Origin of the sequence: Paraburkholderia sp. ZP32-5, assembly GCF_021390495.1 — a bacterium.
In the GTDB taxonomy this organism is placed as follows: domain Bacteria; phylum Pseudomonadota; class Gammaproteobacteria; order Burkholderiales; family Burkholderiaceae; genus Paraburkholderia.
Genome location: NZ_JAJEJP010000001.1, coordinates 3719752 through 3735203 on the forward strand (window position 1 = coordinate 3719752; position 15452 = coordinate 3735203).

A 15452-nucleotide genomic window follows, 5' to 3' on the forward strand; every position below is an offset into this window, starting at 1 on the left:
GACATCATGTCCATTACCCCCCAGGAAGCGCTGCAGCGGACCATCGAGCACCGCGAGATTTTCCACGACGAAATGCTGCATCTGATGCGCCTGATCATGCGCGGCGAACTGTCGCCGGTGATGTCGGCGGCGATCATCACGGGCTTGCGCGTCAAAAAAGAGACCATCGGCGAAATCACCGCGGCCGCCACGGTGATGCGTGAATTTGCCCGGCATGTCGATGTGCAGGACAACTCGAACTTCGTCGATATCGTCGGCACCGGCGGCGACGGCTCGCATACGTTCAATATTTCGACCGCGACGATGTTCGTGTCCGCGGCGGCCGGCGCGAAGGTCGCGAAACACGGCAATCGCGGCGTGTCGAGCAAGTCGGGCAGCGCGGACGTGCTCGAGGCGCTCGGCGTGAACATCGATCTGCAGCCGGACCAAGTTGCGGCGTCGATCGCGGAAACAGGCATGGGCTTCATGTTCGCGCCGAACCATCATCCGGCGATGAAGAACGTCGCGCCGGTGCGCCGCGAGCTCGGCGTGCGCACGATCTTCAACATCCTCGGGCCGCTGACCAACCCGGCCGGCGCGCCGAATCAGCTGATGGGCGTGTTCCACCCGGACCTCGTCGGCATCCAGGTGCGCGTGATGCAGCGCCTCGGCGCAAAGCACGTGCTGGTCGTGTACGGTATGGACGGCATGGACGAAGTGTCGCTCGGCGGCGCCACCCAGGTCGGCGAACTGCGCGACGGCGAAATCCGCGAGTACGAGATCCATCCGGAGGACTTCGGCATGCAAATGGTGTCGAACCGCACGCTGAAAGTGGCCGACGCAGGCGAATCGAAAGTCATGCTGCTTGAAGCGCTCGACAACAAACCGGGCGTCGCACGCGAAATCGTCACGCTGAACGCGGGCACCGCGCTCTATGCGGCGAACGTGGTCGAGTCGATCGCGGACGGCATCGGGCTCGCGCGCGAAGCGATCGCGAGCGGCAAAGCGCGCGCGAAGGTCGACGAACTCGTGCGCTTCACGCAGCAATTCAAGCAGTAATCACGTAGCGAGACATTTATGAGCGATATTCTCGACCGCATCATCGCGGTCAAACGCGAAGAGGTCCGCGCGGCCGAACAGAGCGCGCCGCTCGAAGACTTGCGGCTCGAAGCGTCGTCGCGCGATATCCGCGACTTCGTCGGCGCGTTGCGCGCCAAGCACGCAGCGGGTCTGGCCGCGGTGATCTCCGAGGTGAAGAAGGCGAGCCCGTCGAAGGGCGTGCTGCGCGAAAACTTCGTGCCGGCCGACATCGCGCGCTCGTATGAGAAGCACGGCGCCGCATGTTTGTCGGTGCTGACCGACGTGCAGTTCTTCCAGGGCAGCGTCGCTTATCTGCAGCAGGCGCGCGCCGCATGCCAGTTGCCAGTGCTGCGCAAGGACTTCATCGTCGATCCGTACCAGATCGTCGAAGCGCGCGCGATGGGCGCCGACGCGATCCTGCTGATCGCGGCCGCGCTTGAAACGTCGCAGATGCAGGACCTCGAAGCGCTCGCGCATTCGCTCGGCCTCGCGGTGCTGGTCGAAGTGCACGACAGCGCCGAGCTCAAGGAAGCGCTCACGTTGAAGACACCGCTGATCGGCATCAACAACCGCAATCTGCGCACGTTCGAAACGTCGCTGGAAACGACGATCGGCATGCTCGACGCGATTCCGGACGACCGTATCGTCGTCACCGAATCGGGCATCCTGTCGCGCGCGGACGTCGAACGGATGCGCGCGTTGAACGTGCACACGTTCCTCGTCGGCGAGGCGTTCATGCGCGCCGAGGAGCCGGGCGTGGAACTTGCGCGAATGTTTTTCTGAGCCCGCCGCTCACGCGGGCCGGTAACGCAAGGACGCATCATGGGTATGGAACGCGAAATCAAGCTGGCGTTGCCGGCTGCGCAGGTGCAGGCGGCAACGCAGTGGTTCGTCGCGCGCGCCGGCACGGACGGTAAGCCGGTCAAGCTCGTGAATATTTACTTCGATACGCCCCAGTTGTCGCTGGCGTCGTCGAAGAGCGCGCTGCGTCTGCGGCAGACGCCGGACGGCTGGCTGCAAACCTTCAAGACGGTCGGCAACGCGACGAACGGTTTGCATAGCCGTCACGAATGGGAAATGCCGGTGGCGGGCGCGAAGCTCGAAATCGACGCGTTGCTGCAGGCATGCGACGAGCCCGCCGCGGCCGACGCGTTGCGCGCGGCCGCGCCGTCGTTGACCGAACTGTTTCGCACCAATTTCATGCGCACGTTGTGGCAGCTCGACGTCGATGGCGCGCAGGTCGAAGCGGCGATCGATCAGGGGGACGTGCTCGCGACCGTCGACGGCGAAGCGCGCCGCGCGCCGATCTCGGAAATCGAACTGGAACTGAAATCCGGCGACGAAGCAGCGCTTCACACGCTCGCGGCCGAACTCGGCAAACGGATTGCCGGCCTCGCGCCGGACGATATCAGCAAGGCGCAACGCGGCTATAAGTTGCGCGCCGGCGGGAGTTGAGCTGGCGGGCTACGTTCGGCCGGGCTGCGCTCAGCCTGAAATCGAACGGACGTGAAATCGAAGATCGGGCCTAAGTCCGGTGGCCCGGCCGGAGCCACTCTGGGCGCTGCGCCGGATAACCGTCAACGCGCCACGCAGCTCCGGATTACGTGCGATCGGCCCTTAACGCTCCGTGCTCGGCATCGAACATCGGGCGAAACTCAGCGGCCCGCTAACTTGAGCCCGGCCGCGTTTGCTGCGACACTTGCCCGCCATGACCTCCGCCTCCCGTACCCGTTCCAATTCCTCGCAGGCGTCGCTATTCGACGACGCCGCGCCCGCCTCCGCCGAGGCAGCAGCCGCGACGACCGCAACTTCCACCGCGCCTCAGCACCGCGCAGACAACACCGCCCCGCCCACGCTCGAAGCCCAGTTCGCCGCGCTCCCCGCGGCGTGGCGCGCGCATCTGAAATCGTTCATCGACAGCGACGCTTATGCGCCGTTGTGCCGTTTCGTCGACGGCGAGCGCGCGGCCGGCAAAACCATCTACCCGGCCGACGTGTTCCGCGCGCTGCGCCTGACGAGTCCCGACGACGTGAAAGTCGTGATCCTCGGCCAGGACCCGTATCACGGCGAAGACCGCGGCACGCCGCAGGCCCACGGACTCGCATTTTCGGTCGCGCCGCACGTGCGCCCGCCGCCGTCGTTGCGCAACATCTTCAAGGAAATCGCCGCGAGCCTCGGCTACGAAACGCCGCAACATGGCTGTCTCGACAGTTGGGCGAAACAGGGCGTGCTGCTGCTGAACACGGTGCTCACCGTCGAGCGCGACAGCGCCGCGAGCCACGCAAAACGCGGCTGGGAGAAATGCACGGACACGCTGATCCACGAACTCGCGACGCGCCACGACGGCCTCGTGTTCATGCTGTGGGGCGCGCATGCGCAGGCCAAACGCGCGCTGCTCGGTGGCAAGTCGCACTACGTGCTGGAGGCGCCCCATCCGTCGCCGTTGTCCGCGCATCGCGGCTTCCTCGGCTGCGGGCACTTCGCGAAAGCGAACGAGTATCTGGTGAAGCACGGCCGCGAGCCGATCGACTGGCGTTTGCCGGATGAAGCGCAAATGCTCGCGTGATGATGCGGCAATGCGCGCCGGCATCGGCGCGCTGATGCATAACCCGTGCAGACCACGAGCGGGAGAAAACAAAAACGCCACGGATGATCAACTCATCCGTGGCGTTTTTCATTCCTTCGCGCTCACCGCAACGAAGCGGCGCTGCGCGGCATAACCGGCCGGCTCAACCGGCCCATGCCATTCGCTCAAACCGCGGCGATCGCCTCACGCGCCGAAGCCAGCGCGGCGGTCGCGGCGTCCGGGCCCATGTTCAGGCCTTCCGCGTAGATGAAGTTCACATCGGTCATGCCGAGGAAGCCGAGGAACGTCTTCAGATACGGCGTCTGGCTGTCGTTCGGCGTGCCGGCATACTTGCCGCCGCGCGCCGACACCACGTGAACCTTCTTGCCCGTCACGAGACCTTCCGCACCGTTCGCGCCGTAGCGGAACGTAATGCCGGCACGTGCGATGAAATCGAAATACGTCTTCAGTTGCGACGAGATGCCGAAGTTGTACATCGGCGCGCCGATCACGACGATATCGGCGGCTTGCAGTTCGGCGATCAGCGCTTCGCTGCGCGCGGCGATCGCGGCCTGCTCCGGCGTACGTTGGTCGGCCGGCGTGAAGAATGCGCCCAGCACGACGTCGTCGAGGTGCGACAGCGGCTCGGCTTGCAGGTTACGGACGACGACTTGCGCGCCCGGGTTCGACTGTTGCAGCTTTTCGGTCAACTCGTTGATGAGCAGCGTCGAGTTCGCGCCTTGCGAGCGGGCTGCCGAGTTGATTTGCAGGATCGTGGTCATGGTTGACTCCAGTAGGGGGCGCGCTGTGTTGCGCGAGTGGAGTCATTGTGTTTTTTTACCGGCCGCCGAAAAAGCCGTCCGGCGGCGACGGATTGTTGCACTGGTAGAACAATCCGCAGCCTTCGTCAGCCGATTGATAGCTGACTGGACGACGATCCGTGGGCGCCCCGGATGGCGGCCTGGACAGCCGCCCGGCTGACCAATCAGCTCGCCAGCCAGCGCTCACGCGCCTTACGCGTGCCGGCCTGCTTTGCATCGACGGTGAGCTTGTAGCGCGCCACTTCGGGGCCATCGAGCTTCACTTGCGTGACGCGCAGCTCGTCGCGGCGGAACGCGTGCACTTCAACCTTCGCGCCCGGCTGATAGCGCGCGAGCAGGCCGTCGAGATTGCCGCCGGTCACGCGCAGACCATCCAGCGCGATCAGCACGTCGCCGGCGGACAATCCCGCCTTCTGCGCGGCGCTGCCTTCGTGCACCGCCGCCAGCATGCAATCCGCGCCGCCACGCAGCCGCACGCCGAGCGACGGCTTGCCGTTCCTGTCCACGTCCGGCGCGAGTGTGACGCCGAACGGCGCGAGCAGCGTATCGAGCGGCAGATCGTGGGTGCCGCGCACGCCGTCGGCGAACAGCTCGGCCAACTGCGCGCCGGTCGCTTCCGTAAACAGCGCCTCGATTTCGCTTTCGTCGACGCCGACCGGTTTGCCGCGATAGAAGTCGCGGCCGAAGCGCTGCCACAACAGCCGCATCACGTCATCGAGCGATTTGCGGTTGCCGGTCTGCGCGCGAATCGTCAGATCGAATGCGAGCGCGATCAGCGAGCCCTTCGTGTAGTAGCTGACGATCGCGTTCGGCGCGTTCTCGTCCTGGCGGTAGTACTTGACCCAGGCGTCGAACGAGCTTTCGGCGACGCTCTGCTTGAGCCGTCCGCTGCCGCGCTGCACACCGCCGATGACCTTGCCGAGCAAGCCGAAATAGTCGTCCGCCGAAATCACGCCGCTGCGCACGAGAATCAGGTCGTCGTAATACGACGTGAAACCCTCGAACAGCCACAGCAGCGACGTGTAGTTCTCGACGCTCAGATCGTACGGCGCAAACGCGGCCGGCTTGATGCGCTTCACGTTCCACGTATGGAAGTATTCGTGGCTGCACAGGCCGAGGTAGGTCCGGTAGCCCTCGCTCATCGTGTCGCGGCCCTCGACCGGCAGATCGGTGCGGTTGCAGATCAGCGCGGTCGACGCGCGATGCTCGAGCCCGCCGTAACCATCGGTGACGGCCTGGGTCATGAACACGTAGCGATCGACCGGTGCCTTCTTCGACTTCGGTTCGAACAACGCGATCTGCGCCTCGCAGATGCGCTTCAGATCCCGGCACAAGCGCGCCATGTCGAGCCCGATCACGCGTCCGCCGATCACCACGTCATGCGGCACGCCATGCGCCTTGAAAGTCGCGAGCGCAAACTCGCCGAGTGTCACAGGATGGTCGATCAGTTCGTCATAGTTCTGTGCACGGTACTCGCCGAAGCCGTAGCGCTTCGTGCCGCGCGCTTCCGGCAACGCGGTCGCGACGCGCCAGTTGCGGTACGCGGCGCCTTGCGGCTTCTGGATATCCACCACGCACTGCGCGTCCTCATGGCCGAGCGGCGCGAGGAACACGCTCGTGCCGTTGAAAAAGCCGGTCGTGTCATCCAGATGCGCGGCGCGCACCGACAGGTCCCATGCGTACACCTCGTAGCGCAGCGTCAGCGCGCCCTTCACCGGCGCGGCGTGCCACGTGTGCTTGTCGACCTTCTCGATGCGCACCTTGCGGCCCGCCTCGTTCACCGCGCGCAGCGTGACGATGTTGCGCGCGAACTCGCGCACCATGTAGCTGCCCGGAATCCACACCGGCAGCATGAAACGCTGGCCGGCCGGATCGGGATCGGCAACGGTCACGGTAACTTCGAACAGGTGGGCGGCGGGTTGACTTGGAACGATGGTGTAGCGGATCGGCTTCATCGGCGGCGATTGGCAGAGGTCAGGAGAATGAGGCGAAGAGGTTCGGGGCTCGATACGAAAGGAGGCGCTTTGCGCGCCTCCAGATTTCCGCGTGCCGCGCCCCCGGTGGCGTGCGCGGCGGTGTGCTCAACGGCGCGCTCAGTGCACCGCGGACATTTCGCGGTCCAGCCGTTCGGCCGGCACGGCGCCCGGCAGGCGGCGGCCGTCGGCGAGAAATACCGTCGGCGTGCCTTCCACGTTCATGGCATGGCCGAGCGCAAGGTTCTTGTCGATCGCGCCGGTGTCGCAGGTGGCGGCGGCGGTCGGCGCCTGATGGTCCTGCATCCACGATTCCCACGCTTTCGCACGGTCCGCCGAGCACCAGATCGACTTCGACTTGACCGTCGAATCCGGCGACAGCACCGGGTACAGGAACGTGTAAACCGTCACGTTATCGATCGACTTCAGCGAAGTTTCGAGCTGCTTGCAGTACGGGCAGTTCGGATCCGAGAACACGGCGATCTTGCGCGAGCCGTTGCCGCGCACCACCTTCACCGCGTTCGCAAACGGCAGGCTCGCGAAATCGATGCGGTTGGTTTCCGCGAGACGCGCTTCGGTCAGGTTCTTGCGGGTCTTCGCGTCGACCAGGTCGCCGAGCATCAGGTAGTCGCCGTTGGCATCGCTATAGATGATCTGCGTGCCGAGGTTCACCTCGTAGAGGCCGGCGATCGGCGACTTCGTGACGCTCTTGATCGTCACGTCGGAAAGGCGCGTTTGCAGCGTGGCTTTGAGCTTGTCGGTGGCCTGGTCGGCCTGGGCCGAGCAGCCGAGCGTGGCGGCAGCGATCGCGAGCGCGGCGGCTGCCATGCGGAAGGTCTTTTTCATGCTGGAGTCCTGGGTTCAGTCGGTCGCGCATCGCGCGCCTCTTTCGCGTTCCGGCCGGATAATTTTGCCGGTTTCGGGCCGGATCGCGAGGTGGCAATCCGCCCATCATACCCGTCCCGGCGGCCGTTTACCGGCCATCGGCTCTCCGCGCGACGCCGCGCAGGGCCGTCCTCGTCACCCGAGCGCGGCCGACACCAGCCAGCGCTTGATGAACGGCTGCGCGCCGACGAACGCCATGCCGGTATTGCGCACCGCCCGCGCGAGCGGGCCGGGCACCGAGAACAGTTTCTGCAGGCCGTCGGTCGCGATCATCAGCGCGCGAATGTCTTCGCGGCGCGCGCGTTCGTAGCGGCGCAGCAGCACCATGTCGCCGAGATCGCGGAACGATTCCTTGCCGGCCACCGTGCTCGCGAGCGCAGCGACATCGCGCAAGCCGAGGTTCATCCCCTGGCCGGCGAGCGGATGGATCAGATGCGCGGCGTCGCCCACCAGCGCGACGCGTGGCGCGACCAGCCGGTCCACGGTCTGCAGCGCGAGCGGAAAGCCTTGCGCGGGCGTCACGCATTCGAGCGCGCCGAACTGGCCGCCGGTCACGTGCTCCACTTCGGCCGCGAGCCGTTCGGGATCGAGCGCGAGCAACCGTTCCGCGTGTTCGGTGCGCGCCGACCAGACCAGCGACTGGTGGCCGTCCGGCATCGGCAGCAGCGCGATGATTTCACCATCGCGAAACCACTGGTAAGCGGTTTCGCCGTGCGGCTTCGCGGCCTTGAAATTGGCGACCACGCCGGTCTGTTTGTAGTCGCGCCGCACCATCTTCGAGCCGATCTGCGCACGCACCCACGAATGCGCGCCGTCCGCGCCGATCACCAGGTCGGCTTCAAGTACGTTGCCATTCGCGAGTCCGACGCTCGCGCTATCCGCACTGAAATCGAGCGCCTGCGCGCGCGTGTCGATCCACGTGAGGTTCGGCTGGAAGCGCAGCGCCGCATCCAGCGCGCGCTCGATCACCGACGATTCGACGATCCACGCGAGCTGCGGCACCGAAGCCTGGAATGCGGAAAAGTGCAGTTCGGCATGCGCGTCGCCGTAGACACGCATGTCGTAGACGGGGCCAAGCCGCGCATGATCGAGCGCCTGCCAGACCCGCAGCCGCTCGAGCAAAGCCTGCGAACTCGATGACAGCGCATAGACCCGTGAGTCGAAAGCCGCGCCGGCGGGCAGTGCCGCGCACGGCTGCGCGAGCAGCGCGACACGCAGTCCGCCTTGCGTGAGTGCGAGCGCCGCGGTCTTGCCGACGAGCCCGCCGCCGATCACGGCGGCATCAAAGGTCTGGTGATGTGCGTTCATGCGCGCATTATAGCCGCGGGGGGTGCGAGGGACGGACCAGACGGGAGCGGGGTTTGGGCTTGGTGCAGGGCTTGCGGGTGGGGCTGGAATGCGGCGTCGCGTACGGCGCCGGAGCCCGATTCGGAAGTGTGACGAAGAGACCTATGGTCAGGCACTGGACTCCCGTGGGGAGTGGCCTTGTCGCCCGGTATTACGAAGTTCCGCGATGAAGCGCGACCGCGAAGGGTGGATCTAAGTTTCGCGGTCAGCACCGCGTCAGTGCGCCGCGCTGCTCGCGGCGAGCGCCGCATTCGCCTCACGCATGCGCATGAAATCGCGATCGGAAGACAGGATGCGCCACGCCGCCGCTTCGAGCTGCGCCTTGCGATCGCGTTGGTCGCCGCGCACCGCGCAGTCGGGGAACACACGGTCGAATACCTGCCACAGAGAATCGAAATCATTCCTGTCGGCGAACTGCGCGATGTTCGCCCGATCCTCTTTGGAAAGGCGGTTCGTCAGGCAATCGATTGTCTGCCGGTCTGTCGTGGCCTGGGCTTCGTCGAAATTCGGCGCAATCCACGTGACGACCACGCCTACCACGAGTGCGACGGCAACGCCCGCCCCAATCCATCGAATCACTCTCACACCTGTCTCCCCGAAATTAGCTCTGGCGGCCTTGGTCTGACGATTCTACAGTGCCTGCGCGGAAATGCACCCCGCTGCGCCAGACGGTCCGCCGGGGCGGACGGGTTACAATTGCGCTTTCCGTGAAAACTCGCACTCAATCGTCGAGCCAACGCCCCGATCCGGTGCTTGTCCGCTCCGCTGAGCCTGCCCTGGCGCCCCCCGCGCGAAGGCCTTTCCGAATCCGCGCGCAGCGTCGAGCGCATCACGCAACTTACTGATTCACTGAAGGATTTCCATGAGCCTCAAATGCGGCATCGTCGGCTTGCCCAACGTCGGCAAGTCCACCCTGTTCAACGCGCTGACGAAGGCGGGCATCGCCGCCGAAAACTATCCGTTCTGCACGATCGAGCCGAACGTCGGCATCGTCGAAGTGCCGGATGCGCGTCTGAAGGCGCTCGCCGAAATCGTCAAGCCCGAACGCATCATGCCGGCAGTGGTGGAATTCGTCGACATCGCCGGTCTCGTGGCCGGCGCGAGCAAGGGTGAAGGCCTCGGCAACCAGTTCCTCGCGAACATCCGCGAAACCGATGCGATCACGCACGTCGTGCGCTGCTTCGAAGACGAGAACGTGATTCACGTCGCGAACAAGGTCGATCCGCTGTCGGACATCGAAGTGATCAACACCGAGCTCGCGCTCGCCGACCTCGCGACCGTCGAAAAAGCCCTCTCGCGCTATTCGAAAGCCGCCAAGTCGGGCAACGACAAGGAAGCGGCAAAGAACGCCGCGGTGCTGGAAAAGGTCCGCGCGCAGCTCGACCAGGCCAAGCCGGTCCGCGCGCTCGATCTGACCGATGAAGAACAGGCCACGCTGAAGCCGTTCTGCCTGATCACCGCGAAGCCGACGATGTATGTCGCCAACGTGAAGGAAAACGGTTTCGAGAACAACCCGCATCTCGACGCGGTCACGAAGCTCGCGGCGGCCGAAGGCGCGCCGGTGGTGGCCGTATGCGCTGCGGTCGAAGCGGAAATCGCCGACCTCGACGAAGCCGACATGGAAGTGTTCCTCGCCGACATGGGCATGGACGAGCCGGGCCTGAACCGCGTGATCCGCGCGGGCTTCAAGCTGCTCGGCCTGCAAACGTACTTCACGGCCGGCGTGAAGGAAGTGCGCGCGTGGACGATCCATATCGGCGACACCGCGCCGAAGGCGGCCGGTGCGATCCACACCGATTTCGAGCGCGGCTTCATCCGCGCGCAGACGATCAGCTTCGACGACTACGTCGCGTACAAGGGCGAGCAAGGCGCGAAGGAAGCCGGCAAGATGCGCGCGGAAGGCAAGGAATACGTCGTGCACGATGGCGACGTGATGAACTTCCTGTTCAACGTCTAAGCGCCAGGTCTGCCAGGTCTGACGCGACACAGGAAACGGCAGCGTGCAACGCGCTGCCGGCTTCGAGCAGCTTCGCTGCTTGGAGCAGAGTAGAAACACGCGCGAGAAGGGCAAGCAAAGAAAAACGGCGGCTCGTCATGATCGAGCCGCCGTTTGCGTAAATGGCCCTAAAAACCCGCTAGAAACTCGCATCACGCCGATACGGATAGAAACTCGACAGATCGAGGTTTCTGTACCCGAGCCCCTGCAGCCTGGTCGTCCCCAAAAACGGCTCGTCCGGTTCAGCAATCACGATCTTTTTCGCGAAACCGCTATCGTCGAAACCGAGCCGGAAATGCACCCGCGATTTGATCGCAAAGACCTTGTACCGGCCCAGCTCGATGCCGAAACCGGCCAGCTCCGACGGCTCCATGATCTGCGTCAGATAGCGGCTGATCACGACCACATTGTTGCGGCCGAAGCCAACGGTGACAAAAGGCAGACGCCCCGCGTCCTTCGCCCTCAGTTGAGGAACATGCAGCACTTTGCCGACCACGCTAACGGCCTCGCCCGCGGACGGGTCGACGCGCCCGCCAATGGCGGCTTCAAACGTATCGCCAACTGCCAGGCCCGCGCTTTGAACCCGATCCAAAGCAGACGCATCGGCGACCGTCGCAACGACGGTATCTGAAAGCTCCTGCCGGATGATCTCGTCGAGCACCCACGTCGCGTATCCGGACCGGTCACTGTGATCGGCAATGACGACCGGAAAAGCGCCCTGCTCACATGCTTGAGCAGCAGCACCGATCGCCGCTGGAATCGACACGATGTCAGCCGACGACAAAAGCACGTCTTTCTGCCGCCAGATCGTGCCGACCATATCGGCGAGTACCTCGGCAGCGAGCGTTGGGTCGTCGTGGGTCGTCACCTGCACGAACATGCCCGCGTCCGGCACGTCCGACCACGGGAAGCCGAAGAACACGTTCACATAGACGTCGGGCTCACGCGCCTCCCAGGTGAGCGCACGGTTGATCAGCGACATCCACGCCGCGGACCCTGTCCACTGAAGCACCGTCGGTGAAATCAGCGGCACCTTTCGCGAAGCGTGCGTCGGCTTCAGATCACCGCGAATGCAGCGGATCAGATTGCGGGCCGCGCGCGTTCCCTGCAAATACGCGTCGTAGTGTGGATAGTATTTGACCGTGAAAGCGAGATCGGCAGCTTGCAGAAACGCCTCGTCCTCATTGCCATGCGGATCGAACGTTGCCGCGATGAAAGCAGAAGCGCCCACGGCCTGGCGGACCCGGCGCGCGATCTCGGCTTCCGGTCGCGGGATACCCGTCACACCCATCGCGCCATGAAGCGCGAGATAGACGCCGTCGAACGGACCCTCGGCCTTCAACTGCTCGACCATCCTGCCGACAAAGAACTCGAACGCCTCGCGAGTGATCCATCCGGAGCCGATACCGGTCTTCGGCTGTAACGGCGACTCGATGCCGACCAGCTCGACGTCGGCATGTTCGCGAGCCACCTTCACGAAGCCGCCCATATACGACTTCGGATCGATGCCGAGCAGTGCTTCCCCTTTTGCCGGGGAGCCTTCGTAAATGAAATCGTCAAGCGTCGTCTCATTGGCGAGGAACGTCACGGTCTCGTGGACGAAATGCAATACGGCAATCTTCAAGAACCTACTCCCAGAATGATCGGCAACATGGAGCGGCCATGCCTGATGCAAGGCCGCCCGGTTTCAGGCATCAGGCAATAGCCCGGTCGTCGCGGGTCCACGTGATGCACGCGAGGAATGCCCCCGCTCCCGCCGCGACGAGAAACAGCATGGCCGGCACGAACGAGCCGCCGAAGTGCGCGACGAGAAGACCGATGACGGCCGGTGAAATCGACGCGGCAAGCTGGCCGCCAAAATTGACGACCCCGGCTGCCGTCCCCACCAGCGGGTCCGGCAGCCGCTTCAACGGAATCGCGAAAACGGTCCCGTAGACGAACGTGTAGCTCATCATGCAAAGCGTCCAGCAGGCCATCAACGTCCAGAGCTGGGTGCTGACGATCATCAGCGCCATGAACACCATCATCGCGAACGCGCCTGCCGCGAGAAAACGCCGCTCGTGCTTCTCGCCATATCGGTCGAGCAACCAGCCAACCACATTCAGGCACAGGAAACTGCAGATATAGGGCAGCGACGAAACGACGCCCGCCGCCATCAGATTCACGTGCCGTGTCTTGACCAGATAGGTGGGCATCCATGACATCAAACCGACCATCAGCAGATTGCTGCAAAAGAAGATCAACGCGGTTCGGCGCATGACCCGCGTACGCAGCAGCGCCCGCACGCTGGGCCGCGGGCGTTGCGCATCGGCCGCGCGCGCCGTGGGCTTCTTGACGACTCGCCACAGCACGATGGCCATCACGAGGCCGATCACGCCGAGCACGTGATACGCGAATCGCCAGCCATGCTCGTGAATCATCGTCGCGATCCAGCCCGAGCCGATTGCGCTGCCAAGGAACGCCGCACCGATCACGAGACTCTTCGGCCTCGCACGTTCGCTCTTGCGATAGGCCTCGGCGATCGTGACCGAACTCGCCGGTGCAAATCCGCCTTCGCCGATTCCGAACAGTGCGCGAATGGCCACGAGCGAACCCAACGACCACGCGACGCCTGTCAGCGACGTAAACACCGACCATGCACCGACGCAAAACACCAGCACCCGTCGCGAACCGAAGCGGTCGGACAGCCAACCCGCCACCAGATTCATCAACGCGTAAGTCACATAGAACGAACTGAGAACGAGACCGGCCTCACGCGGGTCCAGCGAAAACTCGTTCGTGATCGGGACGATCGAAATGCTCATCGCGATACGGTCGGCGTTCGCCAGCACCCAGGCGGCCAGCAGCACGACGAGCAGAAGCACCTTGCGCGGCCGCGAGTAGTGAGTCGTGATCGGCTCTTCGTCGACGATTGCAGCGGTTTCATCGAGTGGATTCGCGCGCGACGCTGCATCGGCGGTCAGGTCGCGGGGAGTAAGCAAAGGACTGTTCATGGGATCTAACGCCAGGACGGGTTACTTACTGACAGCACAACGCCTGCTGCGCGAGCCGCGCGGCCAGCACCTGCGCCGCGTCGATCACCGCGCCGCCTGCATATGCGTCGGGCTTGATGACGAGGCCGAGTTCCGTGCATCCGAGCACCACGCAGTCGGCATCACGCAGCGCCGCGGCGACAGCCATTTCGATGTGCGGCGTGGCCGCGTCGAGCTCACCGCTTTTGATGCGGAAGATAGCGTCGTGCACGGCCTCGATTTCGCGTGCAGGCCGCTCGACGAACCGCAGACCGGCCGACGCCAACGCGTCCCGATACAGCCCGCTCTCATGCGTGGCGGTGGTCGCCAGTACCGCCACGGTCCGCGCGCCCCGCTGCTTCGCCGCCGCTGCCGTCTCGCGCGCGATATGGATCAGCGTCAACTCGGGAAACAATGCCGCCATCTCGGCATGCCACAAGTGAGCGGTATTGCAGGCGATGCCGCAGAGCCGCGCCCCGGCGGCCCTCGCCGTGCCAAGCGCGGCCACCAGCGCCGGGAGCGGCGAATCGCCAACGCCCCGGAATGCCGCGGTTCTATCTGGAACGCGATACTGGATCAGCACATGAGGCGGATAGCTTTGATCGCTGATCTCCGTCCCCGTGCGGCCGAGTTCCGCGCGACAAGCCTTCAGAAACCGGGCGGTCATATCGACGCCGGCCTCCGGCCCCATGCCGCCGATGATCGCCACCGGATTCACCGCGAACCGGCCGGGTTCCGCGACACTCGCGGCGCTGCCGTGCTCTGCCATCGTCACACTCGTCACAAGTCGTTTTTTGCATGTTATGGCCGACAAAAAGCGACTCATAATGACCAATTTCAATGCCAGGATGAGATTTTCGAATGAAGAAGTCTATCGGCAGAACGATTCCATCCAGCGATTCGCTGATCATCTTCGATGCCTGCGTGCGGACGATGAATTTCACGCAGGCGGGGCACGCTCTCGGTTTGACGCAAAGCGCGATAAGCCGGCAGATACTCGACCTCGAACAATTCCTCAACGTATCGCTGTTCGAACGCTCCGGCAGGCATCTGTCATTGACGTCGTCGGGCAAGGCCTATTGGGAAAAGATCGTGCCGCTTCTCGACGAGCTGGAAGCGGTGACCGTCAGAACGCAGATGCGGCACACGTTGCGTCACTCGCTGAACCTGTCGGTGGCGGGCAGCTTCTGCAATCGCTGGCTGATACCGAATCTGCCGCACTTCCTGAAAGAGCATCCCGGCATCCTCGTCAACGTGACCTCGCGGGTCGGCCCGATCGACATTTCCCGCTCCGAGTTCAATGCGGCCATCATCAATTCGCCGACCCGGCCGCCCGGCGCCTCGACGATGCGGCTTTTCTCGCTAAGACTATGCGCGTTCGGCGCGCCCGCGCTGCTGCCGAAATCGAAGAAGCTGAACGCCGCGCAGATCGCGGCGTTGCCGTTGCTGCATCTGAAGGAAATGCCGGACGCGTGGAATGAATATCTGGCCGCGATGGGGTCGCGCCACGCCAAGGTCGAAGCGGCCAGCTATTACTCGTTGCTGCTGCTGAGCTGCGAGGCCGCGCTCGCCGGACTGGGCATCGCGCTACTGCCGCCCGAGTTCGTCGTCGAAGACGTCAAGGCTGGCCGTCTGGTCCAACTATCGGGAACGACCATCATGACCAAGTTCTCCTATTGGCTCGCATGGCAAAGCACGGAAGAAGACTCGCAAGCATTGGCCGCTTTCCGGACATGGCTCGCGACCAGGTGCGGCGAGGCGAAGTAGGCGGTCGTCATTTCCATTGCCTGACGG

At 64.3% G+C, this 15452-nt stretch carries 14 protein-coding genes; 6 read left to right on the forward strand and 8 right to left on the reverse strand.

Features of this window, described 5'->3' with window-relative positions; genetic code table 11:
• Positions 1-6 precede the first annotated feature (6 nt).
• The 4 genes from trpD (at position 7) to L0U82_RS16155 (ending at position 3625) form a co-directional block, all read left to right on the forward strand.
• Complete coding sequence (trpD, locus tag L0U82_RS16140; RefSeq protein ID WP_233832246.1) at positions 7-1038, forward strand: anthranilate phosphoribosyltransferase; 1032 nt, start codon at positions 7-9, stop codon at positions 1036-1038.
• Between the two features lie 18 nt (positions 1039-1056).
• Positions 1057-1842, forward strand: a complete 786-nt coding sequence (trpC, locus tag L0U82_RS16145; RefSeq protein ID WP_233832247.1) for an indole-3-glycerol phosphate synthase TrpC — start codon at positions 1057-1059, stop codon at positions 1840-1842.
• A gap of 39 nt (positions 1843-1881) precedes the next feature.
• Positions 1882-2514 carry a CYTH domain-containing protein gene (locus L0U82_RS16150; protein ID WP_233832249.1) on the forward strand — a complete coding sequence of 211 codons (633 nt, stop codon included), beginning with the start codon at positions 1882-1884 and terminating at the stop codon, positions 2512-2514.
• Positions 2515-2767: 253 nt separating this feature from the next.
• Positions 2768-3625, forward strand: coding sequence for a uracil-DNA glycosylase (locus tag L0U82_RS16155; protein WP_233832250.1), 858 nt, complete (start codon positions 2768-2770; stop codon positions 3623-3625).
• A gap of 185 nt (positions 3626-3810) precedes the next feature.
• Here L0U82_RS16155 and L0U82_RS16160 read toward each other — a convergent pair whose 3' ends face one another.
• The 5 genes from L0U82_RS16160 to L0U82_RS16180 all read right to left on the reverse strand — a co-directional run bounded on the left by L0U82_RS16160 (position 3811) and on the right by L0U82_RS16180 (position 9236).
• Positions 3811-4407 carry an FMN-dependent NADH-azoreductase gene (locus L0U82_RS16160; protein WP_233832251.1) on the reverse strand — a complete coding sequence of 199 codons (597 nt, stop codon included), beginning with the start codon at positions 4405-4407 and terminating at the stop codon, positions 3811-3813.
• 203 nt (positions 4408-4610) lie between these two features.
• Positions 4611-6401 (reverse strand): M61 family metallopeptidase, encoded by a 1791-nt coding sequence (locus L0U82_RS16165; RefSeq protein WP_233832252.1) that lies wholly within the window; start codon positions 6399-6401, stop codon positions 4611-4613.
• Positions 6402-6539: 138 nt separating this feature from the next.
• Positions 6540-7265: a DsbC family protein gene (locus L0U82_RS16170; RefSeq protein WP_233832254.1), complete on the reverse strand. Its 726-nt coding sequence runs from the start codon at positions 7263-7265 to the stop codon at positions 6540-6542.
• Positions 7266-7439: 174 nt separating this feature from the next.
• The gene (locus L0U82_RS16175; RefSeq protein ID WP_233832255.1) at positions 7440-8612 is read right to left on the reverse strand and encodes a UbiH/UbiF family hydroxylase; all 1173 of its coding nucleotides are present in this window, start codon (positions 8610-8612) and stop codon (positions 7440-7442) included.
• Positions 8613-8867: 255 nt separating this feature from the next.
• A complete protein-coding gene (locus L0U82_RS16180) occupies positions 8868-9236 on the reverse strand; it encodes a hypothetical protein (protein WP_233832257.1) in 369 nt (122 codons plus the stop codon).
• Between the two features lie 277 nt (positions 9237-9513).
• Between L0U82_RS16180 and ychF the strand changes: the two genes are divergently transcribed.
• Entirely contained in the window at positions 9514-10608 is a 1095-nt protein-coding gene (ychF, locus tag L0U82_RS16185) for a redox-regulated ATPase YchF (RefSeq protein ID WP_233832258.1), read from the forward strand.
• A gap of 178 nt (positions 10609-10786) precedes the next feature.
• Here the strand turns inward: ychF and L0U82_RS16190 are convergent, their stop codons facing one another.
• The 3 genes from L0U82_RS16190 to L0U82_RS16200 all read right to left on the reverse strand — a co-directional run bounded on the left by L0U82_RS16190 (position 10787) and on the right by L0U82_RS16200 (position 14484).
• Positions 10787-12271, reverse strand: coding sequence for a M81 family metallopeptidase (locus L0U82_RS16190; RefSeq protein ID WP_233832259.1), 1485 nt, complete (start codon positions 12269-12271; stop codon positions 10787-10789).
• Between the two features lie 70 nt (positions 12272-12341).
• Positions 12342-13640 carry an MFS transporter gene (locus L0U82_RS16195; RefSeq protein ID WP_233832261.1) on the reverse strand — a complete coding sequence of 433 codons (1299 nt, stop codon included), beginning with the start codon at positions 13638-13640 and terminating at the stop codon, positions 12342-12344.
• A gap of 25 nt (positions 13641-13665) precedes the next feature.
• A complete protein-coding gene (locus L0U82_RS16200; protein WP_233832262.1) occupies positions 13666-14484 on the reverse strand; it encodes an aspartate/glutamate racemase family protein in 819 nt (272 codons plus the stop codon).
• A 35-nt stretch (positions 14485-14519) separates the two neighbouring features.
• On the opposite strand from L0U82_RS16200, the gene L0U82_RS16205 reads away from it, so the two are divergent.
• Entirely contained in the window at positions 14520-15425 is a 906-nt protein-coding gene (locus L0U82_RS16205; protein ID WP_233832263.1) for a LysR substrate-binding domain-containing protein, read from the forward strand.
• The last annotated feature ends 27 nt before the right edge of the window (positions 15426-15452 follow it).